The following is a 23,098-nucleotide window of genomic DNA, read 5'->3' on the forward strand; positions in this document are numbered from 1 at the left end:
GGGACGACCCGCCGTAGGACAACTACCCTGCGCGGTCATTGCGTTACGCTGCGCCAGGAAGACTCCCGTCGACAGGAACCGGTCCATGCCCTCGCTCCGTACCGCCCTCGCCCTGACCCTCACCGCCGCCGCGGCAGCCGTCGTCGTACCGGCCGGTGTCGCCGCCGCCGATCCCCTCGCGGCGGCCCAGAGCGCCACCGACGCCCTCCCGACGTCCGACGTCACCTCCGCGCTCCCCACCCAGTACGTCACCGGCGCCCTCGGCGCGGGCGTCGCCCCCGTCCGCGACCTCACGATCGATCCGTTGAGCAACACCGGTGTCGACCCGCTCGACAACGCCGTCGGCTCCCAGGTCGCCGATTTCCACCCCGTCTCCACCTCCGCCGTGACCGCTCCGATCACCAACGGGGGCTCCCTCGGCACGCTTCCCCTGGTGGGACCTGTCACGGGACTCCTCCCGCACTGAGCGGTTCCTTTGCCGGGGACGGCAGGCCGGTTTTTTCAGGGGCGCGGGGAACTGCGCGGCCCGCCCCCACCGGCCGGTGGTCCGGAGACCACCGATCTGCCCCGCCGGGGCGGGTGGTGACGTGCACGCACGTCGTGGCTTGTCGCGCAGTTCCTCGCGCCCCTACGGGGGAGCCGTCAGACGCCGATGGGGTGCCAGACGGTTTTGGTCTCGAGCCACGCGGTGAGGCGGGAGAGGCCGGGGTCCGTACCCCAGTCCTCCGGCGCCGGACGGCGCACCCGCTTCAGGTTGTCGGCCGCGCTCCGCTCCAACTCGGCGGCGAGGTCCGCGTCGGCGCCGGTGAGGTCGAGGCCGTTGACGTCCTGGTGGGCGGCGAGGGGCGCGGCGATCTCGGAGGTGCGGCCGGAGAGGATGTTGACGACGCCGCCCGGCACGTCGGAGGTGGCGAGGACTTCGCCGAGGGAGAGCGCGGGCAGCGGCGAGCGCTCGGAGGCGACGACCACGGCGGTGTTGCCGGTGGCGATCACCGGGGCGAGGACCGAGACGAGGCCGAGGAAGGACGAGTCCTGGGGAGCCAGGACGGCGACCACACCGGTCGGCTCGGGCGTCGAGAGGTTGAAGTAAGGACCGGCCACCTGGTTGGCGCCCCCTACCACCTGGGCGATCTTGTCGGTCCAGCCCGCGTACCAGACCCAGCGGTCGACGGCGGCGTCGACGGCGGCCCCGGCCTTCGTCTTGGAGAGCCCCTCGGCCTCCGCGACCTCGCGGACGAACTGCTCGCGCCGCCCCTCCAGCATCTCCGCGACGCGGTACAGCACCTGCCCGCGGTTGTACGCGGTCGCGCCCGACCAGCCGGACACGGCCTTGCGGGCGGCGACCACCGCGTCCCGCGCGTCCTTGCGGGACGCCTGCGGCGCGTTGGCCAGCCAGGCGCCGCCCTTGGAGTCCGTCACCTCGTACACCCGACCGCTCTCACTGCGGGGGAACTTGCCCCCGACGTACAGCTTGTAGGTCTTGAACACGCTCAGCCGAGCGTCGCGGACGTCAGACATCGAGGTACCCCTCCAGGCCGTGCCGACCGCCCTCGCGGCCGTAACCGGACTCCTTGTAGCCGCCGAAGGGGGAGGCCGGATCGAACTTGTTGAACGTGTTCGCCCACACCACACCGGCCCGGAGCTTGTTCGCCATCGACAGGATGCGCGAGCCCTTCTCGGTCCAGATGCCCGCGGACAGGCCGTACGGGGTGTTGTTGGCCTTCTCGACCGCCTCGGCCGGGGTGCGGAAGGTCAGCACCGACAGGACCGGGCCGAAGATCTCCTCGCGGGCGATGCGGTGCGCCTGGGTGACGCCGGTGAACAGCGTCGGCGCGAACCAGTAACCGGCGTCGGGCAGTTCGCACGCCGGGGCCCAGCGCTCGGCGCCCTCCTCCTCACCGGCCTGCGCCAGCGCGGTGATCCGGGCCAACTGCTCGGCCGAGTTGATCGCGCCGATGTCGGTGTTCTTGTCCAGCGGGTCGCCGACCCGCAGCGTCGCCATCCGCCGCTTGAGCGCGTCGAGCACCTCGTCCTGCACCGACTCCTGGACCAGCAGCCGGGAGCCCGCGCAGCAGACATGGCCCTGGTTGAAGAAGATGCCGTTGACGATGCCCTCGACGGCCTGGTCGACCGGGGCGTCGTCGAAGACGATGTTCGCCGCCTTGCCGCCCAACTCCAGCGTGACCTTCTTGTCCGTGCCCGCGACCGTACGGGCGATGGCCTTGCCGACCCCGGTGGAGCCGGTGAAGGCGACCTTGTCCACGCCCTCGTGCGCGACCAGGGCCGCGCCCGCGTCCCCGTACCCCGTCAGGATGTTGACGACACCGCGCGGGAGGCCGGCCTGGCGGCAGACGTCGGCGAAGAACAGCGCGGACAGCGGGGTGGTCTCGGCGGGCTTGAGCACCACCGTGTTGCCCGCGGCCAGCGCCGGGGCGATCTTCCAGGCCAGCATCAGCAGCGGGAAGTTCCACGGGATGACCTGGCCGGCCACGCCGAGCGGGCGCGGGTCGGGGCCGTAGCCCGCGTACGCCAGCTTGTCGGCCCAGCCCGCGTAGTAGAAGAAGTGCGCGGCGACCAGCGGGAGGTCGACGTCGCGGGTCTCGCGGATCGGCTTGCCGTTGTCCAGCGACTCCAGCACCGCCAGTTCGCGGGAGCGCTCCTGGATGATGCGGGCGATCCTGAAGAGGTACTTGCCGCGCTCGGCGCCCGGCAGCGCGGACCACTTCTCGAACGCCTTGCGGGCCGCCTTCACCGCGCGGTCCACGTCTGCCTCGCCCGCGCGCGCGACCTCGGCGAGGACTTCCTCGCTGGACGGCGAGACGGACTTGAAGACGGTGCCGTCGGCGGCGGCGGTGAACTCGCCGTCGATGAACAGGCCGTAGGAAGGCGCGATGTCGACGACGGACCGCGACTCGGGCGCGGGCGCGTACGCGAATTTCTGGCCGGGTCGCTGGCCGGGATTCCGGCCGGGCCGCACGCCGGGCTGGCCGGTGCTCTGGCCGGTGCTCTGGTCGGTGCTCTGGTCGGTCATGGTTTTCAGTCCACCGTCACGTAATCGGGACCGGAGTACCGGCCGGTGCTGAGCTTTTGACGCTGCATCAGCAGATCGTTGAGCAGGCTGGAGGCGCCGAAGCGGAACCAGTCGGGGGACAGCCAGTCGTCGCCGAGCGTCTCGTTGACCATCACCAGGTACTTCACGGCGTCCTTGGAGGTCCTGATGCCGCCCGCGGGCTTCACTCCGACCTGTACGCCGACGGCCGCGCGGAAGTCGCGGACCGCTTCCAGCATGAGCAGGGTGTTCGCGGGGGTCGCGTTGACCGCGACCTTGCCGGTCGAGGTCTTGATGAAGTCCGCGCCCGCCAGCATCGCCAGCCAGGAGCAGCGGCGGATGTTGTCGTACGTCGCCAGCTCGCCGTTCTCGAAGATCACCTTCAGGTGGGCGGCGCTCTCGCCGTCGGGGCGGGCGCACGCCTCCTTGACGGCGCGGATCTCCTCGAAGACGTCCATGTAGCGGCCGGACAGGAACGCGCCGCGGTCGATCACCATGTCGATCTCGTCCGCGCCGGCCGCGACCGCGTCGGCGGTGTCGGCCAGCTTCACGTCGCGCGCGACCCGGCCGGCCGGGAAGGCCGTCGCCACCGAGGCGACGTGCACGCCGGAGTCGCCCAGGGCCTCTTTGGCCGTCGCCACCATGTCGGGGTACACGCAGATCGCCGCGACCTTCGGGGTCGTGCGGTCGGTCGGGTCAGGACGCACGCCCTTCGCGCACAGCGCCCGGACCTTGCCGTGCGTGTCCGCGCCCTCCAGCGTCGTCAGGTCGATCATCGAGATCGCCAGGTCGATGGCGTACGCCTTCGCCGTCGTCTTGATCGACCGTGTGCCGAGCGACGCCGCCCGTCCTTCCAGGCCCACCGCGTCCACCCCCGGCAGTCCGTGCAGGAAGCGGCGCAGGGCGCTGTCCGAAGCGGTCACATCCGACATCGTCGCCGTACGGCGCGCGGCATCGGGATCATAGGCGGGGACTACCGGCGTAGGCGGCGGCGAAGACATGGTCACCACCTCAGCATATCTACGCGCGTAGCAACCCGCCACCCCCCTCCGGGCGAGGGTTCCCCCACCCTCGACGGCCCCCGATCTCCCGGGGCTCCCCTCTGAACCCTTCTCCGCCTTGGGCGGCGGGCCGATCTTTTGAGGGGCGCGGGGCTGTGTCCGATCTGCGGCTGCCGCCGCGTGGGCGCTCCGCGCAGGTCGCCACCGGTCCCGGCGGGGCAGTCCGGTTGTTTCCCGGCCACCGGCCGGTGGTGGGTTGCTCGCGCGGTTCCCCGCGCCCCTGGCGGGGCGGGGCCCCTTTCGCATGGGGGGCGGGCCGGTCTTTTTGGGGGCGCGGGGAACTGCGCGGCCAGCCATGGCGCTCCGCGCAGGTCACGACCGGTCCCGGCGGGGCAGTCCGGTTGTTTCCCGGCCTCCGGCCGGTGGTGGGTTGCGCGCGCAGTTCCTCGCGCCCCTGGCGGGGCGGGGCCCCTTTCGCCCGGGCGGCGGGCCGATCTTTTTGGGGGGCGCGGGGAACTGCGCGGCCAGCCATGGCGCTCCCGCAGGTCGCCACCGGTCCCGGGCGGGGCAGCCCGGATGTTTTCCCGCCTCCGGCCGGTGGGGGGTTGCGCGCGCGGTTCTGCGCGCGCCTGGCGGGAAGTGCGGGTTTGGGGGAAAGATGCGGGAACGCAACAGGGCCGGGGCCGAGGGCGGCGGCTCGGTGGGGCAGAATCGGGGATTATGACGAGCCACCACAACCGCCCGGCCGCGCAGGCCACCACGCCCGACCCGGCAGGCGGGACACCGCAGTACCCCGACCGGGTCTACCGCTCGGTGGCCGGACTGTGCGCCGGTGTGCTGCTGCTGGTGCTCGCGCTGTGGCTGGGCGGCGACGCCGTGGTGCACGGCAAGGGACACGCGCCGTGGCTGGCGCTGGCCTCACTGCTGCTGGCGATCCCGCTGATCGTGGCGTTCACCTTGCGGCCCGCCGTCTACGCGGGCGAGCAGCGGCTCAAGGTCCGCAACCCGTTCAGGACGATCTCGGTGGCGTGGGCCGGCGTCGAGTCGCTGCGCGCGTCGTTCTCGAACGAGCTGTTCGCGGGCGGCAAGAAGTACCAGATCTGGGCGATCCCGGTCTCGCTGCGCGCGCGCAAGCGCGCGACCAAGCAGCAGATGCGCGCCAAGGCGGCGGGCGACGACCCCTTCGGCGCGCCCCCGCGCCGCAAGCCGCGCCCCGGCCTCCCGGTCGACGACGACGGCGCCTTCCGTTCGCCCTCCGACCAGGCCATCCACGAGCTGCGCGAGCTCAAGGAGCGGCACGGCGCCGACGACGGCTCCGAGCCCCCGAAGCCCGAGATCCGCTGGGCCTACGAGGTCATCGCCCCGGCCGTCGCCGGCTTCGTCGTCCTCGTCGTCCTCCTCGCCATCGGCGGCTGACCCTCCCCCCGAGGCCCCCTGAGCCCTGCGGAGACCCCCCGAGGCCCCCGCGCCGCCCGGCGCGCCCTGCGAACGTCACCCCTAGCGACCGTCCGTGAACAAGGGGCAACTTCGCGGTGAAGGATGCCGTGGGCAACCTGTGAGACAACCCTCAATTATCTGAGGCCACATACATTGCCCGTGCCGCACGATCTACCGCGCGTGCGGCCTTCCTCGACGTGGGGCGACAAAGAGGTCATCAGGGGTGGGGTTGCGGCAGATGGCAGGAGAGATCGGTGGGGCCAGTGTGGTGGGGACACGGTGTCAGATCGACATCGACGAGAACGGGTGGCACTCGTGGCGACTGACGGCGAACAACGGCCGGGTGATCGCTCTCGGGGCGAACGCGTATCCGGACGACGCCGCGTGCAGGGCGTCCTTCGAGGGGCTGTGCGAGAGCGCGGAGGGACTGGCGGGCGGAGTACAGCACGCCGCCGAGTCCAATGGATGGATCTGGCGGTTACGGGACAGTGAGGGTCGTGTGCAGGCCGTGTCGGCGCGGGCGTACGAGCGCCACTCGACGTGCCAGGCCGCGTACGACCGGTTCCGTCTGACGCTGCTCGGGCTCGGCGCCGCCGAATCCGTGCCCTGGGACGACGCGAGCTGACCGAAGAACCTCAACGGCCACGTTCCGTGCCGCGCCGACGCGCGGCGGGACGTGGCCGCCGTGTTTCCCCGCCCGCCCGGCCGGCCCCCGCGCCCCGCGTCCGCCCCGCGCCCCGCCCCGCCCGCCGCCCCCGACCCGTACGGCTGTACGGCCCACGTGATTCCGTACGGAAACCGAAGTTGCCCCTACGGGTGCTGTCGTTCACATCGGCTTGCGAATGCGGCCATCGCGGACCATGAGCGTCAATGCGTGACGATGCGAACACTGGCGAGAACCGGCGAGCCGGACCAGGGTGACGGGCCCGGAGCCGACAGCGCCCGGCGGCTGCACGCCGACTCGGGGCTGCCCGACCGGGTGTTCAGGGCAGTGGCGCGCGGCGGCGGCAGCCTGGTGCTCGTCGTGATGCTGCTGGTCGGCGGATTCCTGCTGTACCGGGCGTGGCAGGCGCTGCGCAAGGTGGGCGTTCCGGCGTTCCTGACCACCGCCGAATGGGACCCGGACGCCGGGCACTTCGGCATCGCGGCGGTCATCATCGGCACGGTGCTGATCGCGGCGGTCGCCATCGTCATCGCGGTGCCGATGGCGATCGGCACGGCGCTGTACATCTCGGAGTACGCCCCCGCCAGGCTGCGCCGCACGCTGGTCAGCACCGTGGACCTGATGGCCGCCGTGCCGTCGGTGGTCTACGGCCTGTGGGGGCTGTTCTTCCTCCAGGGCAAGGTGATCGGCCTGGCCCGCTGGCTGTCGACGTACTTCGGCTGGATCCCGCTCTTCCACGTGGACGGCGCCGACCCGCACGATCCGCTCGCCACCGCGACCGTCTACACCGCGTCCACCTTCGTCGCCGGAATCGTCGTGGCCATGATGGTCACCCCGATCATCTGCTCGATCATCCGCGAGGTGTTCTCGCAGGCCCCGGTGGGGGAGCGGGAGGGCGCGTACGCGCTGGGCGCGACCCGCTGGGGCATGATCCGCTCGGTCGTCCTGCCCTACGGCATGGGCGGCATGATCGGCGGCACCATGCTCGGCCTGGGCCGCGCGCTCGGCGAGACCATCGGCGTCTACCTGGTCATCTCGCCGATCTTCGTCATCCAGCCGCACATCCTCCAGAGCGGCACCAGCTCCGTCTCGTCGCTGATCGCGCTGCGGTACGGCGAGGCCAGCCCGCTGGGCATGTCCGCGCTGATGGCCGCGGGTCTGGCCCTCTTCCTCATGACGCTGGTGGTCAACTTCGCCGCTTCGTCGATCGTCGCCCGCAGCCGGTCCGGCGCCACCGCCGAGTAGCCGCCCAGTAGCCGAGCCGCTGAGCCGCCGCCCCACCGTCAGCCCGCAGCCGTCAGCCCGCATCCGTCAGCCGCACGCACGCCGTAGGCCGAGCGATCGGCGGAACCAGGAGACCCCCTCGTATGACCACGGACGCACCGGACTCCGTCACCAAGGCGCCGGAATCCGCCGGGACCGCCACCGCCGGAGCCGGGACGGGTACGGCCGGGCCGGACACCGTAGAGCTGGACGCCGGCGATCCCACGGCGCCCGCCACCGCCCCGGCGCACCCGGCCACGAAGGCCCCCGGCACCGGCACCGTCATCCCCGGCCCGCCCCCCGCGGCAGCGGAACGCCGGCGCTCCACCTCCACCGTCCGCCAGACCGACCTGCTCGGACTGCTCGGCTCGGCAGCCGCCTCCCTCTCCCTCACCTGGCTGTTCTTCGCCAGGATCGCCCCCTTCAGCGGGGCCCTCGGCTTCGTCGTCTTCTGGTACGCGCTGTTCATCGCGCTGTACGCGCTGCTGGTCTCCTTCGACGAGGACGGCCCGGTGGTGCGCGACAAGATCGCCTCCGCCGTGGTCCACAGCATCGCGGTGCTGCTGCTGGTCGCGCTGCTGTTCGTCGTCGTCTACACGCTGTGGTCCGGCCGCAGGGCGATACCGCACCTGAACTTCTTCACCCAGGACATGTCCGTCACCGGGCCGCTCGACCCGCTGAGCGCGGGCGGCATCAAGCACGCCGTGGTCGGCACGCTGATCGAGATCGGCATCGCCCTGGTCCTCACCGTCCCGGCGGGACTGCTGTGCGCGGTGTTCCTCAACGAAGTGCCCGGACGCTACGCGCGTTTCGTCCGTACGGTCGTCGAGGCGATGACCGCGCTGCCGTCGATCGTGGCCGGTCTGTTCATCTACGCCACCGTGATCCTCGCGCTGAACGTCCCCAAGTCGGGCTTCGCGGCGTCGCTGGCCATCTCCGTGATGATGCTGCCGATCATCATCCGCGCCTCCGACGTGGTGATCCGCCTGGTGCCCGGCACCCTGCGCGAGGCGTCGTACGCGCTGGGGTCGCCGCGCTGGCGGACCGTATGGCATGTGGTGCTGCCCACCGCCCGGTCGGGGCTGACCACCGCGGTCATCCTCGGCACCGCCCGCGGCATCGGCGAGACCTCTCCCGTCCTGCTGACGGCGGGCTTCGGCGCGAGCACCAACTACGACCCCTCGCAGAACCCGATGGTGTCGCTGCCGCTCGCGACCTTCGAGTTCGTGAAGTCCCCCCAACCCACCATGATCGCGCGCGGGTTCGGCGCGGCGTCGGTGCTGCTGGTGCTCGTCCTGGTGCTCTTCGCCCTCGCCCGGGTCCTCGGCGGGCGCGACGCGGGCCAGTTGAGCAGGCGCGGCACCCACCGCAGGGTCGTCGCCTCCCGCCGGGACACGCGCCGCTTCACCGAGCGCGCCGCGGCGCGCGACGGCTACTCGTCGGCGTCGGCCGCCCCGGCCTTCCGCACGACAACAATCCAACCTGCACAGGGAGTTGACGGATCGTGAAGAGGATCGGCTGGACGGGCCTCAGGGCGGCGAGGGCGGCGAGGGCGGCAGCGGGGGCGATGGCCGCGCTGCTGGTCTCGCTGCTGTTCCTCGGCCAGGCACCGCCGGCCAAGGCCGACTCGTACGCGAGGATCAGCGGCGCCGGCTCGACCTGGAGCCAGAACGCCGTCGACCAGTGGCGGGCGAGCGTCAAGAAGTACGGGATGACCGTCGACTACACGGGCAGCGGCTCGTCCGACGGCCGCCAGCAGTTCACCAATGGCACCGTCGACTTCGCGGTGTCCGAAATCCCTTACGGCATGACCGAGTTCGGGGTGCGTGAACCTCCGCCCAAGCGCGGCTACGCGTACATGCCGATCGTCGCGGGCGGCACGGCCTTCATGTACAACCTGAAGATCGGCGGCAAGCGGGTCACCAATCTGCGGCTGAGCGGCGGCACGGTCGCCAAGATCTTCACCGGCCGGATCACCAACTGGTCCGACCGGCAGATCGCCGCCGACAACCCCGGCCTCACCCTCCCGGCCCGCAAGATCATCCCGGTGGTGCGCTCCGACGGCTCGGGCACCACCGCCCAGTTCACGCTGTGGATGTCCAAGCAGCAGGGCGCGGTGTGGAACGACTACTGCAAGCGCGCCAACAAGCCCACCCCGTGCGGCCTGACGTCGTACTACCCGGTGATCCCCGGCTCCGGCTTCATCGCCCAGTCCGGCTCGCTCGGCGTGTCCGGCTACACCCGGCAGAACTACGCCGAGGGCGCCATCACCTACGTCGAGTACTCCTACGCGGTCACCACCGGCTTCCCGGTCGCCAAGGTGCTCAACGCCAAGGGCTACTACACCGAGCCCACCGCCTCCAACGTCGCCGTGGCGCTGACCCAGGCGCAGATCAACCAGGACGAGAACTCCTCGCAGTATCTGACGCAGATCCTCGACAAGGTCTACGCGTACCAGGACGCGCGGACGTATCCGCTGTCCAGCTACAGCTACATGATCCTGCCGACCTCGCTGGACTCGCCGCTGACCGAGGACAAGGGCAGAACGCTCGGCGCGTTCGGCTACTACTTCCTGTGCCAAGGCCAGTCGCAGGCCCAGCCGTTGGGCTTCTCGCCGCTGCCGAAGAACCTCGTGCAGGCCGGATTCGACCAGCTCAAACGCGTCCCCGGTGTGCAGGCCCAGACCATCAATCTGGCGGGCTGCCACAATCCGACCTTCTCCAGCGACGGCACCAACACCCTGGCCAAGAACGCGCCGTTCCCCAAGGCGTGCGACCGGCAGGGCACGCAGCAGTGCTCCGACGGCACGGGCGGCGCGTCCAGGCAGCCCACCTCGGTCAAGCCGCAGGCCAACGCCGCCTCCGGCGGCGGCTCCAACGGCGGCAACTCCGGCGGGAGCAGCGGCGGTTCCGGCGGTACGGGCGGCGGCTCGTCCGGCACCACGGCGGGGGCGAGCGGCGGTACGGGCACCACGTCCGGCGGCACCACGGCCGGTACGAGCGGCGCCACCACCGGCGGTACGACCGCCACGGGCGGCACCGGCCAGAGCGTCGACCCCGACACCGGACTGCCCGCGGGCGACTCCGGCGGCACCGGCGGCAACCAGGACATCGTCGCCTCCAGCGTCGGCGTCGGCAACGAGACCTTCTGGGGCATGCGGACCTGGCTCATGGGGCTCTCCGCCCTGGCGCTGCTGCTGGTCGTCCTCGCCCCGCCCACCTTCGCCAGGCGGCTGACCAGGAACGGGAGGCGTGATGGCCGCGCGTAACCACCCCGGAGCCGCCCGAGGCCGCGTCCTGTCGGTCCGCCTCGGCGCGCTCCTCACCTCGCTGCTCGCCGCCGTCGGCCTGACCCTGCTGCCGCCGTCGGCGGGCGGCGGACAGGCCCACGCGGACACCGGCACGGACACCGGCTCCGCCGTCACCAAGCCCGGCACCAAGGGTCCCTACGACGACTTCTCGCACCTGAGGGTGACGGTCGAGCAGACGAGGAATCTGCGGACGCAGGGACTGAAGGTCTCATGGGCGGGCGGGGTGAAGAGCTCGCCCAACAACGCGGGCAACTACCTCCAGCTCATGCAGTGCTGGGGTGACGCGGCGACCGGCCCGACCCCGGAGCAGTGCGAGTACGGGAACCCGCCGCCGAACACGGGCGTGCTCAACGTCGGGCGGAGCGTGGGCAATCTGGACCCGCTGGAGCCGGCGCAGCACACCGTGCCCTTCACCACGGTGAAGGGCGCCAGCTCGACCGACGTCAACCAGTTCTTCACGCAGTACGCGACCAATGAGCAGGACCTCGCCACGACCGGCGTCGACGGCAGCGGCCAGACGATCTTCCAGGCGGAGGACGCGGACACCTCGCCGATCCTGGGGTGCGGCACGGTGGCGAGGACCGGTCAGGCGCCCGAGCCGTGCTGGCTCGTGGTCGTGCCCCGCGGCACCCACGAACCCGACGGCTCCGAAGCGCCGCCGCCCAACGGACTGATCAGCTCCCCGCTGTCCGCGGGGAACTGGGCCCAACGCATCGTGTTCCGCCTCGACTTCGCCCCGACCGACTCGCCCTGCCCGATCGGCCAGGACGAACAGCCCACCATCGGCTCCGAGATGATCTTCGAGGCGATGAGCTCCTGGGCGCCGACCCTGTGCACCTCGCAGAAGGTCACCTACGGATACGTTCCGCAGCTCGAGGACTTCTCCCGTACGCAGGTCACCAGCCCCGGCACGGGCTCGGCCGGACTCGCCTTCATCGAGAACCCGGTACTGCCCCAGCCGGACGTGGCACCGGTCGTCCACGCGCCGGTCGCGGTCTCCGGACTCGTCATCGGCTACAGCGTCCAGGTCGCCGGATCGTCCCAACAGGTGCCCCGGATACGGCTGAACGCGCGGCTCGTGGCGAAGATGCTCACCGAGTCCTACCAGTGCGACCTGCCGGGCAACGACTTCCCGCGCGGCAGACTTCCGGCGAAGAACCCGTTCGGTATCGAGCGCGATCCCGAATTCGCGCGGCTCAACGCCGGTGTGCCCTACCCCGTGGGCAGTTCCTGCGGATTCGGTATCGGGGTCCCGCAGGGCGCGAGCGATTCGGCGGGGCAGCTGTGGAAATGGCTGCTCTCCGACCCCGACGCGCGCAGCTTCCTTTCCGGAAAACCCGACCCGTGGGGCACGGTCATCAATCCGTATTTCCTGGAACTGGCACCGGTCAGCACCCCGCCGTCCGGCTTCGACAAGCCGGACCCGACGGTGTGGGCGCCCGACAGCCGCTTCCCCGACATCCGGCTGACGGCCGTCGGCGTGAACCCGTACGGCAGCGGTCTGAGCGACGACGCCAGGACGGTCCGCAAGGCCAACAACGGCGGCATCACCGGCTTCAACCCCACGTCCACGCCCCCGGCGCTGACCAAGGCCGAGACGCAGCCCGCGGGTTCGAACTTCATCATGGGCCTGACGGACGCGGCCAGCGCCGCCCGCTACCGGCTCGGCACCGCCGAACTCCTCAACGCCGACGGCCAGTTCGTCGCCCCGACGGTCGACTCGATGACCAGGGCGGTGAACGGGATGAAGGCGGGCAAGGCCCCGGGCGTCCTGGACGCGGACCCCTCCGCGAAGACACCGGGCGCCTACCCGCTCACCACCGTCACCTACGCCGCCGCCTCCACCTCGCTGGACGCCGCCGACCGCAAGACCTACGCCGCGCTGATCCGGTACGCGGCGGGCTCCGGCCAGCGACAGGGCATCGGCTTCGGCCTGCTGCCGCTCGGCTACGCACCCCTGACCGCCACCCTGCGCGAACAGGCCCTCACGGCCGCGTCCGCCCTGATCGCCGGTGTGCCCCCGGCCACGGGACCGGGTGACACGTCCTCCAACGGCGGTTCCGGCTCCGGCCCCGGCGGTACGGGAACGGCCGGCGGCGGTACGGGCGGCGGCGCCGGCCACGGAGCGACCGGCGGGGGACCGGGTCCGGGCGGCGCACCGCCCGCGTCCCCGTCGTCGTCGGCCCCCGCGGCCGGTACGACCAAGGGCTCCACCGGCGGACCCGCCGCCTCGCCCCCCGTCAGCAACGTCGCCCAGACCGGCGGCACCACCCCCCAGGCGATTCTCGGCGCCGTCCGCTGGGTGCTGCTGATCGTCCTCATCGCGGGCATCGCGGGCTCCCTGGCCGGGCCCCTGCTGATGCGCGCGGGCGTCGTCCGCGGCAGGAGACCGGTGTGACGGGTACTTGGGCGCCCCTTGGAAGGAAAATAAAAGAGAATTCGGAATACCCGTTGTTCACTTTTGCGGGGCGGTAATTTTGGTTGCCACTTCTTGAGGGGATCGGCAGGATCATTCATGGCCGGACCGACAGGTCAGGTCTTTTGGGGGGAATTATCAATTCTCCTTGCGTGTCACACGTCTGGAAATTCCATCCGCATCGACTCGGAGGAAATACAGTGAACGTGAAATTCGCCAAGCGGGCGGCGATCGTGGTCGGTACCGCGACCCTCGGTGTCACCATCGTGGCCGGTACGGCTCAGGCCGACCCGGCGGCCGGCGTCCACCGCACGCTCGTCGCGGTCGGCTCCGACACCACGCAGGACGTGCTCAACGGCCTCGGCAACAAGATCGCCGACCCGAACCCGACCGGTTCCTCGGACGGCAACCTGATCGCGTCCTACGACGCCACCGGTTCCTCCACGATCTCGACGCGGGACACCACCTGTGCGTCGGTCACCCGCCCCGACGGCTCGGGCGCCGGTGTCAACGCGCTGCGCGCCGACATCGCGGCCGGCAGCCACTGCATCGACTTCGCCCGGTCCTCCTCCACCCCCAACGCCACGGGCCAGTTCACCTTCATCCCGTTCGCCGTGGACGCGGTGACGGCGGCGACGGCGACCACCACCAACCTGCCCGCCAACTTCACGTACCTGGCCGGTGGTTCCTCCCTGACGAACGCCCAGAAGGCCACCTCCGACCTGACCCGGGTCTACAACTGCCTGGACACGGCGGGCAACCCGCTGCCGGCCGGCACGTACCCGACCATCGGCGGCGTCACCGTCCACCCGCTGGTGCCGCAGGCCGGTTCCGGCACCCGCAAGTTCTGGGCCTCGACGCTGGGCTTCAACGCCACCACCCTGCCGTCCTGCGTCAAGGACACCGCCGCGAACGGCGCCGCCGTCCAGGAGCACAACGGCAGCGCCCTCCAGGGCCCGAACGACCTCATGCCGTTCTCGATCGCGCAGCACATCGCGCAGGGCCGCTCCCTGCCGGGCGTGACCGACCGTCGCAACGGCGCGGTGCTCAAGACCGTCAACTCCACCGCGCCGCTGAACGCGAGCGGGAACCTCAACACCGCGTTCCCGGTCACGCGTGAGGTCTACAACGTCATCCCGGACAGCCGGGTGACCGGCGAGACGCTCATCAAGAACACCTTCGTCGGCAGCGCCTCCAAGGTGTGCACCGCCAAGTACGACTCCACCACCACGGTGATCAACAAGTACGGCTTCGGCACCGACACCAACTGCGGCAACGCGACCACCCTGGTCAGCCGCGACCTCGTCTGACCCGTCGTCTGACCCGTCACAGCGGCGGACCACCGTCCGCCGGGCCGGGCGTCCCTCGGGGGCGCCCGGCCGCTCCCGGCACCGCGACGCGGTGCCACGTACACACCGGACTCCTTCAGGGGGAGAGAAGACAATGACGAGACGAAGACTGCGCGGCGTTCTGGTCGGCGCGCTCGCACTGGCCATGGGCACGGGCGCGCTGCTCGCGGGGGCGGCCACCGCAGACGCCACCACCGGTACCCCGACGGCGACTTCGGGTACGGTCACCCTCACCGCCCGCGGCACCGGCATCGACGACGACTCGCCGTTCGCGCGGGTGTCGGTCGACAAGGCGTGCCCGGCGAACTACCAGGACGCCCTCACGGTGTCGCTCGTGGTGCCGGACGGCCGGGAGTCGCTCCTGGCCTCCCACCTGACCGGCGGCGCCCCGTACACCAAGGCCCCGGTCACGGCGCAGGTCCCGGAGGCGTCGGGCAACGGCACCATCGTCCGGTCGATCGCCACCGCCTTCGACGTCGCCAGTGTCCCGGTGGCGGACGGCACCTACCCGATCCACGTGACCTGCGCGAACGCCGACCGGGCGAACTTCCCCGAGCACCCGACGTTCACCGGCTTCATCGACGTGACCGGTGACACCTGGCAGGTCTCCAGTCACGCCGCCCCGGTCGCCACCAGCGTCAGGCTCAGCGCCGACCCGGCCCACCACGTCCAGGTCGGCAAGCCCTTCACGCTCACCGCGAAGGTCGCGGGCGGCGTGCCCGGAGCCGTCCAGTTCGAGGCGGACAACGGCGTCACCGTGTACGACACCCCGGTGCCGGTCGTGAACGGCGTGGCCACCTTCCAGCCGCCGGCCAACACCGCGCCGAACGTCCGCAGTTACATCGCGGTCTTCATCCCCGCCGACCAACTCGCCTACGCGCAGGACTACTCGGTCCTCAGCTACTCGTTCGTCAACGCGCCGTCCGTCACGGTGACCGACGCGGACGGCAACGCCCTCGGGGACAGCCCGCAGTTGACCCCCGGACAGCACATCAAGGTCTCCGCGCAGGGCTTCCTGCCGCAGAGCCAGGAGCAGGTGCTGCCGTTCGTGTCCAACGCCCTCGCGCTCTTCGCCCCGGTGGCGACCGACGCGCGGGGCTCGGTCACCGGCTACGACCTGACGGTGCCGAAGCTGATCGCCCGCGGCTCCCACACCCTGACCCTCACCGGTCTGTGCAGCTTCGTCCAGGTCTCCTTCACCTTCACCACGAAGTGACCGCGAAACAGCGCTGACCAGCACAGACGTACCACCGGCCGGGCATCGTCCAGATGCCCGGCTGCCGCCGTGACACGGCGGGAACGGCACCGCCACCGCACGACCCGCACGACTCGTACGACCGACGCATATCCCCGAGGGGACGAGGAGACATGAAACGAAGAATGCACGCGGCGCTGCTGAGCGTGCTCGCACTGGTCCTGGGCACCGGGGCCCTGGTCCTCACCACCGCGGGGACCGCGAACGCGGATCTGGCCGGGAACGTGACGCTGTCGCCCGCCGCCGGCACCGTCGACGACTCCCCGGCCTTCACGTCGGTCTCGGTCGACCAGGCATGCCCCACGAACTACCAGGACGCCGTGAGCGTGTACATCGTCCTCGACGGCGCGGAGTCGCTCCTGGCGACCCACTTGACCAACGGCGCCCCGTTCTCGACCGCCCCCATCACCGCGCGGCTCCCGGCCTCGGGGGGCAACGGCACGATCCTCCGGTCGATCAGCTCCGCGTTCGACGCGTCAAGCGTGGAACTCGCCGACGGCACGTATCCGATCGACGTGGTCTGCAAGTCCGCCGACCCGTCCGCCGGGGACCTGCCGACCTTCACCACGTTCATCGAGATCACCGGCTCCGACTGGGCGGTGAAGACGGTCACCCCGCCGACGTCGACCTCCGTCGTTCTCACCGTCGACCCGGCGGGCCGGGCCGTGGCGGACAAGAAGATCACCCTCAAGGCCACCGTCACGCCGGACACCGCCGAAGGCACCGTGACCTTCAAGCAGGGCGCCGTGCCCGTCACCGGCGGGAACATGATTCCGCTGGTCAACGGCGTGGCGACGGCGAGCATTCCAGGGATCGGCAACCCCGGCGTCATCACGCTCTCGGCGCAGTTCACGCCCAGCGACCCGCTCAAGTTCGCCGCCAGCCAGAACGGGGTGTCGTATCCCGTGGTGGCCGAGCCCGACCTGACCGTGCTCGACGACTCCGGGACCGAACTGCACGACACCCCGGCGCTCACCAAGGGCCAGAAGATCAAGGTCACCGCGGAGGGGTTCCTGCCGGGCCCCACGGGCGGGAACGGCGAGAAGATCACCTTCGCGCTGGACGGGTCCCCGGCTGCCGACGACGCGACCGCCGACAACAGCGGCAAGATCGCCAACTACGCGGTGACCCTGCCCGCCGACCTCGCCGACGGCAGCCACTCCCTGGTGCTGACCGGCGCGACCAGCGGCATCAAGCAGACGTTCGCGTTCACGGCGGGCGCGGGCACCTGGCCGACCGACGACCCGACCGGCACGCCGACCGACGAGCCCACGGACACCCCGACCGACACCCCCACGGACACGCCCACCGACACCGGCGGCGCGGACGGCGGAGGCACGTCGACCGACGGCGGCGCGTCCAACGGCGGTCTGTCCAGCGGCGGTTCGTCGGGGACGTCGGGCGGCTCCGGCGGCGGCAACGGCCCGCTGGCGGCCACCGGAGCCACCGGTGTCGTCCCGCTGAGCGTGCTGGCGTTCCTGATGGTGACCGGTGGCGGCTATGCCGCCTACCGGGTGCGCAGGGACGGCAAGTTGCTCACCTTCGGTCCCACGCCGCGCGACTGACCGTACGCGGTACGCGGTACGCGGTACGCCGGGCGGCGGGCGGTTCCGACCGTCCGCCGCCCGGCGACCGGCCGTACTGCCGCCGTACGACCGGCCGTTACGACCGGCCGCTACGACCGGTCCGTACGACCGCTGTCGGGGCCGCGTACGAGACCGCGGCGCCGACCCCCCGTCCGAGCACGTCAGCGAAACGCACACACGCGAAGGAGCGCCACCCGTGGCCGTACTGTCACCGTCCCGTGAGGCCGCCGGGCCGCCGCCGGAACCGGCCGAGCCGCAGATAGGTAGGGCGGCCGAACAGCCGCCCGCCGCCTGGTTCGTCGTCCCGGGCGCGGCGCTGACCCTGCTGGCCGCGCTGCTGCTCGGATTCGTCGTCAATCTCACGCTGCTCGGCCACGTCGAGCACGCCCGCGCCCAGCAGACCGGTTACGCCGACCTGCGCGCCCAACTCGCCAAGGGCACGGCCCCGGTGGGCCGCCTGGACGACAAGGGCGAGCCCGTGCCGCTGGGTTCGCCGGTCGCGGTGCTGCACATCAAGGCGATCGGCCTCAAGGAGGTCGTCTTCCAGGGCACGACGTCCGGTGTGCTCAGGTCGGGTCCTGGGCACCGCAGGGACACCCCGCTGCCGGGCCAGCCGGGCACCAGCATCGTGATGGGCCGTCAGTGGGGCTACGGCAGCCCGTTCAACCACATCGACGAGCTGAAGGCCGGGGACCCGATCACCGTCACGACGGGCCAGGGCCAGCAGCGGTACCAGGTGACCGGAGTGCGGCACGCGGGCGACCCGGCGCCCGCGCTGCCCGGCACCGGACAGGGCCGGCTGATCCTGATGACCGCGACCGGCGGCCTCTACACCCCGCACGGTGTGCTGCGGGTGGACGCGGAACTGGTCAGCGACGTCCAGCCGGGCCCGGCGGCGGGCGGCGGCATCTCGGCGGCCGAGCAGCCGCTGGCCGGTGACCCGGCCGCCTGGCTGCCGATCCTGCTGTGGACGCAGGGGCTGCTGCTCGTCGCGGTCGCCGTCACCTGGACCTACCGGCGCTGGGGGCGCTGGCAGACGTGGATCTGCGCGGTCCCGGTGCTCGCCGCCGTCGTGGTCGCCCTGTCCGGTGAGGCCACCCGCCTGCTGCCCAACCTGCTGTGAGACCGGCGTACTTGGGACCGGCGTGCTGGACCGGCGTGCTGGAGGCCGGACCTCCCGGGACCGGACCGCCTGGTACCGGACCGCCTGGGACCTGACCGCTTGAGCCGCTTTCGGACCGAGCCCGCCACGAACCGCCCCGACGCATACCCGACGCATATGAGGAACACGATGTCAGCGACTGACGAGACCGTCGTACTGCCGCCCGTCCCCGGCGACCCGCCGACCGGCGGCGACCCCCGCTTCGATTCCCGCTCCGCCTCCCGTTCCGCGACCCTCGACGCCCGTGAGGTGTCGGCCTGGTTCGGCGACCACAAGGTGCTCGACCGGGTGTCGCTCACCATGCCCGCGCAGCGCGTCACCGCGCTGATCGGCCCCTCCGGCTGCGGCAAGTCCACCTTCCTGCGCATCCTCAACCGCATGCACGAACTGATCGGCACCGCCTCGCTCGCCGGGCAGGTCCTGCTCGACGGCGAGGACATCTACGACCGGGGCCGCCGGATCACCCACGCCCGCCGCGAGATCGGCATGGTCTTCCAGAAGCCGAACCCGTTCCCCGCGATGTCGATCTACGACAACGTGCTGGCCGGACTGAAGATGAACGGCGTCAAGGCCGGGCGCGGCGAGCGCGACGACCTGGTCGAGGAGTGCCTGACCAAGGCCGGGCTGTGGAAGGAAGTACGCGACCGGCTGCGGCAGCCCGGCGGCGCGCTCTCCGGCGGCCAGCAGCAACGCCTTTGCATCGCACGGTCGTTGGCGGTACGGCCGCGCGTGCTGCTGATGGACGAGCCGTGCTCCGCGCTCGACCCGACCTCCACGCGGCGCATCGAGCAGACCATCGGCGAGCTGTCCGACGACGTGACCATCGTCATCGTCACCCACAACATGCAGCAGGCCGCCCGTGTCTCGGACTCCTGCGCCTTCTTCCTCGCCGAACAGGGCACGCCCGGCGTGATCGTGGAGCACGGCCCGACCGACGACATGTTCAACCGCCCGCAGGACCCACGCACGTCGGACTACGTCAACGGCCGGTTCGGCTGAGCGGCGGCGCCCCGTGCGACCTCCGCGCAGCCCACGGTGCCGTCCGTACGCACCCGCGCTGCTGACCGCGTCCGTGGCCACCGCGCTGGCCGCGGCCCTGACCTCGTGCGCCCACCCGGCGGCGCACACCCCACCGGCCGCCGCGGACCGTACGCGCGTCCCCGTACAGCGGCCGTCCGCGCCCGCCGTGCCCACCGTGCCTGCCGTGCCCAGCGCGCCTACCGTGCCCGACCCGTCCGCCGCGTCACCGGCCGGGGACGCCAACCGGCCGCGTCCGTACGCCGATCCGGCCGCGAGCACCCCACCGGCCTTCCCGCCGCCGACCGGGAAGGCCGAGGCCGTGAAGGGCACGAAGGGAGCCGGGGCATCCGCCGCCCCCTCCCGGACGGGCGCGCCGCCGCCCGCCACGACGGCCGCCCGGCCGGGGCCGAACCCGTCCCGCGGCGCACCCGCCGCGCCGAAGAAGGCCGCCGCCGAGCGTCAATACCCGCCCGGCACCACGGTGTTGCGGATCGGCGACTGGTCACGGCCCGTCGTGCGCGGCGACCAGGCCACCATCGACGCGTGCGGGGCGGCCGTGCTGTTCTCGGGACCCGATCCGGCGCTCTCCGACGGCTACGAGATGCGGACCTCCGTCATCGTCGGCCACGACTACTGCGGCTACGACAAGCTCGCCCCGCTGCCGGTCGGCACCCGCGTCACCCTGGACACCCCGAGGGGCACGCTGTCCTTCCACGTCTACGCCACCTACGTCAACCCCGGCAGGGGCGGCCCCGACAACGGCCTCTACTGGGGCGACCTCACCCTCCAGACCTGCGTGGGCCCCGACACCGGCTTCAGCTATCTGACCCGCGACTGAACGGGCCCGACCCGCACGCGATGTGACGCGCCGTCAAATACCCGCCGCCGACGCCACATCCGCCTTCAGCGCGGCCATCACCTCGTCGGCCGTACGCCGCGCCGCGCCCAGATCGGCGGCCGAGGCCACCGGCACCACGACCTCCAGGTAGCACTTCAGCTTCGGCTCGGTACCGCTCGGCCGGACGACCACCCGCGCCGACTCGACGGTCCCGGCGCCCGCCAGGTGGTAGCGCAGCCCGTCCGTCGGCGGCAACTGCTCGCTGCCCTCGGCCAGATCGTCGGCCGACGTCACCGCGAGGCCCGCGAGCGCGGCCGGCGGCCGATCGCGCAGCCGGGCCATGGCGTTCGCGATCAGCGAGAGGTCGGCGACCCGCGCCGAGAGCTGGTCGGTGGCGTGCAGACCGTGGTCGAGCGCGATGTCGTCCAGCAGGTCGGTGAGCGTGCGCGAGTGCTGCTTGAGGGTCGCGGCCAGCTCGGCGATCAGAAGCGCCGCCGTGATGCCGTCCTTGTCGCGTACGCCCTCCGGGTCGACGCAGTAGCCCAGCGCCTCCTCGTACCCGTACCGCAGGCCCTCGACGCGGGCGATCCACTTGAAGCCGGTCAGCGTGTCCCGGTACGCCAGGCCCGCGCCCGCCGCGATCCTCGACAGCAGCGACGACGAGACGATGCTCGCCGCGAACGTGTCGCGCCCGGCCACCGCCGCGCCCGTACGCACCAGGTGCACCGCGAGCAGCGCGCCCAACTCGTCGCCGCGCAGCGTCCGCCAGCCCGCGGGGGAGTCGCGGTCGGGTACGGCGACGGCGCAGCGGTCGGCGTCCGGGTCGTTGGCGATCACGACGTCGGGGCCGACGGACTGGGCGCATTTGAACGCCAGGTCCATCGCCCCCGGCTCCTCCGGGTTCGGGAAGGCCACGGTGGGGAAGTCCGGGTCGGGCTCGGCCTGTTCGGACACGGGCGTCGGCGCGGGGAAACCGGCGCGGGAGAAGGCCGCCATCAGCGTCCGCAGGCCCACCCCGTGCATCGGCGTGTAGACCACCGACACATCGCGCGCGCCGCCCTCGGCGACCACGCCCGCCGCGCGGGCCAGATACGCCTCCACCACGTCGGGGCCGAGCACCCGCCAACCGCCCGCCGCCAGCGGCACATCGGCCAGAGCGCCCACCGCGGCGATCCGTTCGGCGATCTCCGCGTCGGCCGGGGGCACGATCTGCGAGCCGTCGCCCAGATAGACCTTGTAGCCGTTGTCCTGCGGCGGATTGTGGCTCGCGGTCACCATCACCCCGGCCGCGGCGCCCAAGTGCCTGATGGCGTAGGCCAGTACGGGCGTCGGCAGCGGCGAGGGCAGCAGCGCGGCGCGCAGCCCGGCGCCGATCATCACGGCCACGGTGTCGCGCGCGAAGTCGTACGACTTGTGCCGGGCGTCGTAGCCGACCACGACCAGGGCGTCCTCGGCGCGCTCCCCGAGATACGCGGCCAGGCCCGCGGCGGCCCTGATCACCACCGCGCGGTTCATCCGCATCGGCCCGGCGCCCAGCTCGCCGCGCAGGCCCGCGGTGCCGAACTGGAGCGTGCCGCTGAAACGGTCCGCCAGATCCGCGAGCGCCTGCGCGCCGCCCGGGTCGTCCGGGCCCGCCTGCGCGGCCTCCAGGACGCCCGCCAGCTCCGCGCGGGTGTCCGGGTCCGGGTCCTCCGCCAGCCACTGGCGCGCGCGCTCCACCAGCTCACGCCCGCCGTTTCCGCCCGCCATGCCGCTCTCCGTTCCACGTGGGTCGGGCCGCCAGGGCCCGCCCCTCCAGCCGATGCCGCCGCGCGGGGCGGCAGGGCCGGTTTCCACCGGCAGGGTCAGTTTTACGTACTACCCCGCCCGTCCACCCGGCTTTACGCGCCCGCGGGCTCCACGTGCCTACAGACGTCCGAGGACGCGCCCGAGCAGCGAACCCATCCGGGTCGCGGACTCGCGGCCCGCCTCCAGCACTTCCTCGTGGTTGAGCGGCGCGCCCGTCATGCCCGCGGCCAGGTTCGTGACCAGCGAGATGCCCAGCACCTCGGCGCCGGCCTCGCGGGCCGCGATGGCCTCCAGCGTGGTCGACATCCCGACCAGGTCGCCGCCGATCGCCCGCACCATCCCGATCTCGGCCGGGGTCTCGTAGTGCGGCCCGGGAAGCTGGACGTAGACGCCCTCCTCCAGGGTCGGGTCGATCTCGCGGCACAGCGTCCGCAGCCGCGGCGAGTACAGGTCGGTGAGGTCGACGAAGTTCGCGCCCACTATCGGCGAGGTCGCCGTCATGTTGATGTGGTCGCTGATCAGCACCGGCTGGCCCGGCAGGTAACCGGGGCGCAGGCCGCCGCAGCCGTTGGTGAGCACCACCGTCTTGCAGCCGGCCGCCACCGCCGTGCGCACTCCGTGCACGACGCTGGAGACGCCCCGGCCCTCGTACAGGTGCGTACGGCCCAGGAAGATCAGGGCGCGCACTCCGCCGATCCGCACGGAGCGGAGTTTGCCCGAGTGGCCCTCCACCGCCGGGGCCGGGAAGCCCGGCAGGTCGGTGATCGACAGCTCATAGTCCGCCACGCCCAGCTCGTCGGCCGCGGGCACCCAGCCCGAGCCCATCACCAGGGCGACGTCGTGGGTCTCGGCGCCGGTCAGCTCGCGCAGGCGGGCGGCGGCGGCGTCGGCCGCGGCGTAGGGGTCGGCATTCACAGAAGCGTTCACGCGCATGAGGGTAACCTGTCTCGGCCTACGCGC

General features: G+C 72.0%; 18 protein-coding genes. 13 read left to right on the forward strand and 5 right to left on the reverse strand.

Annotation, left to right across the window (positions count from 1 at the left end; translation table 11 throughout):
- Positions 1-85 precede the first annotated feature (85 nt).
- Positions 86-466: a hypothetical protein gene (locus tag ACIOC1_RS20160; protein ID WP_355336906.1), complete on the forward strand. Its 381-nt coding sequence runs from the start codon at positions 86-88 to the stop codon at positions 464-466.
- Positions 467-642: 176 nt separating this feature from the next.
- On the opposite strand, the gene ACIOC1_RS20165 is transcribed toward ACIOC1_RS20160, so the two are convergent.
- From ACIOC1_RS20165 to deoC, 3 genes are read right to left on the reverse strand one after another with little or no spacing between them, the layout of a single operon-like run.
- Complete coding sequence (locus ACIOC1_RS20165; RefSeq protein ID WP_401855730.1) at positions 643-1,518, reverse strand: aldehyde dehydrogenase family protein; 876 nt, start codon at positions 1,516-1,518, stop codon at positions 643-645.
- Positions 1,511-3,031, reverse strand: coding sequence for an aldehyde dehydrogenase family protein (locus tag ACIOC1_RS20170; RefSeq protein WP_355336908.1), 1,521 nt, complete (start codon positions 3,029-3,031; stop codon positions 1,511-1,513). The genes ACIOC1_RS20165 and ACIOC1_RS20170 overlap by 8 nt, the downstream gene beginning before the upstream one ends.
- Positions 3,032-3,036: 5 nt before the next feature.
- Entirely contained in the window at positions 3,037-3,981 is a 945-nt protein-coding gene (deoC, locus tag ACIOC1_RS20175) for a deoxyribose-phosphate aldolase (RefSeq protein ID WP_355336909.1), read from the reverse strand.
- Between the two features lie 789 nt (positions 3,982-4,770).
- Between deoC and ACIOC1_RS20180 the strand changes: the two genes are divergently transcribed.
- The 12 genes from ACIOC1_RS20180 to ACIOC1_RS20235 all read left to right on the forward strand — a co-directional run bounded on the left by ACIOC1_RS20180 (position 4,771) and on the right by ACIOC1_RS20235 (position 20,350).
- Positions 4,771-5,466 carry a PH domain-containing protein gene (locus ACIOC1_RS20180; protein ID WP_401855734.1) on the forward strand — a complete coding sequence of 232 codons (696 nt, stop codon included), beginning with the start codon at positions 4,771-4,773 and terminating at the stop codon, positions 5,464-5,466.
- A gap of 259 nt (positions 5,467-5,725) precedes the next feature.
- Positions 5,726-6,112: a hypothetical protein gene (locus ACIOC1_RS20185; RefSeq protein ID WP_355336911.1), complete on the forward strand. Its 387-nt coding sequence runs from the start codon at positions 5,726-5,728 to the stop codon at positions 6,110-6,112.
- Between the two features lie 255 nt (positions 6,113-6,367).
- Positions 6,368-7,396 carry a phosphate ABC transporter permease subunit PstC gene (pstC, locus tag ACIOC1_RS20190; protein ID WP_355337214.1) on the forward strand — a complete coding sequence of 343 codons (1,029 nt, stop codon included), beginning with the start codon at positions 6,368-6,370 and terminating at the stop codon, positions 7,394-7,396.
- Positions 7,397-7,518: 122 nt separating this feature from the next.
- Positions 7,519-8,922: a phosphate ABC transporter permease PstA gene (gene pstA / locus ACIOC1_RS20195; protein ID WP_401855738.1), complete on the forward strand. Its 1,404-nt coding sequence runs from the start codon at positions 7,519-7,521 to the stop codon at positions 8,920-8,922.
- Positions 8,919-10,682 (forward strand): phosphate ABC transporter substrate-binding protein PstS, encoded by a 1,764-nt coding sequence (locus tag ACIOC1_RS20200; RefSeq protein ID WP_401855741.1) that lies wholly within the window; start codon positions 8,919-8,921, stop codon positions 10,680-10,682. The genes pstA and ACIOC1_RS20200 overlap by 4 nt, the downstream gene beginning before the upstream one ends.
- The gene (locus ACIOC1_RS20205) at positions 10,669-13,122 is read left to right on the forward strand and encodes a hypothetical protein (RefSeq protein ID WP_401855744.1); all 2,454 of its coding nucleotides are present in this window, start codon (positions 10,669-10,671) and stop codon (positions 13,120-13,122) included. Before ACIOC1_RS20200 ends, ACIOC1_RS20205 begins: the two co-directional genes overlap by 14 nt.
- Before the next feature lie 218 nt (positions 13,123-13,340).
- Positions 13,341-14,450 (forward strand): hypothetical protein, encoded by a 1,110-nt coding sequence (locus tag ACIOC1_RS20210; RefSeq protein WP_355336915.1) that lies wholly within the window; start codon positions 13,341-13,343, stop codon positions 14,448-14,450.
- A gap of 133 nt (positions 14,451-14,583) precedes the next feature.
- A complete protein-coding gene (locus tag ACIOC1_RS20215) occupies positions 14,584-15,705 on the forward strand; it encodes a hypothetical protein (protein ID WP_401855747.1) in 1,122 nt (373 codons plus the stop codon).
- Positions 15,706-15,857: 152 nt separating this feature from the next.
- On the forward strand, positions 15,858-17,309 hold the full coding sequence (locus ACIOC1_RS20220) for a hypothetical protein (protein ID WP_401855750.1): 1,452 nt from the start codon (positions 15,858-15,860) through the stop codon (positions 17,307-17,309).
- A 217-nt stretch (positions 17,310-17,526) separates the two neighbouring features.
- Positions 17,527-18,453, forward strand: coding sequence for a sortase (locus ACIOC1_RS20225; RefSeq protein WP_401855752.1), 927 nt, complete (start codon positions 17,527-17,529; stop codon positions 18,451-18,453).
- 168 nt (positions 18,454-18,621) lie between these two features.
- Positions 18,622-19,491, forward strand: coding sequence for a phosphate ABC transporter ATP-binding protein (locus tag ACIOC1_RS20230; protein ID WP_401855754.1), 870 nt, complete (start codon positions 18,622-18,624; stop codon positions 19,489-19,491).
- Between the two features lie 205 nt (positions 19,492-19,696).
- Positions 19,697-20,350, forward strand: a complete 654-nt coding sequence (locus tag ACIOC1_RS20235) for a hypothetical protein (protein ID WP_401855757.1) — start codon at positions 19,697-19,699, stop codon at positions 20,348-20,350.
- Between the two features lie 33 nt (positions 20,351-20,383).
- On the opposite strand, the gene ACIOC1_RS20240 is transcribed toward ACIOC1_RS20235, so the two are convergent.
- Together ACIOC1_RS20240 and ACIOC1_RS20245 are read right to left on the reverse strand one after the other, a co-directional pair.
- Positions 20,384-22,099, reverse strand: a complete 1,716-nt coding sequence (locus ACIOC1_RS20240; RefSeq protein WP_401855759.1) for a phospho-sugar mutase — start codon at positions 22,097-22,099, stop codon at positions 20,384-20,386.
- A 156-nt stretch (positions 22,100-22,255) separates the two neighbouring features.
- Positions 22,256-23,071, reverse strand: a complete 816-nt coding sequence (locus tag ACIOC1_RS20245; protein WP_391050561.1) for a purine-nucleoside phosphorylase — start codon at positions 23,069-23,071, stop codon at positions 22,256-22,258.
- Positions 23,072-23,098 lie beyond the last annotated feature (27 nt).

Origin of the sequence: Streptomyces sp. NPDC088197, from assembly GCF_044741185.1 — a bacterium.
In the GTDB taxonomy this organism is placed as follows: Bacteria; Actinomycetota; Actinomycetes; order Streptomycetales; family Streptomycetaceae; genus Actinacidiphila.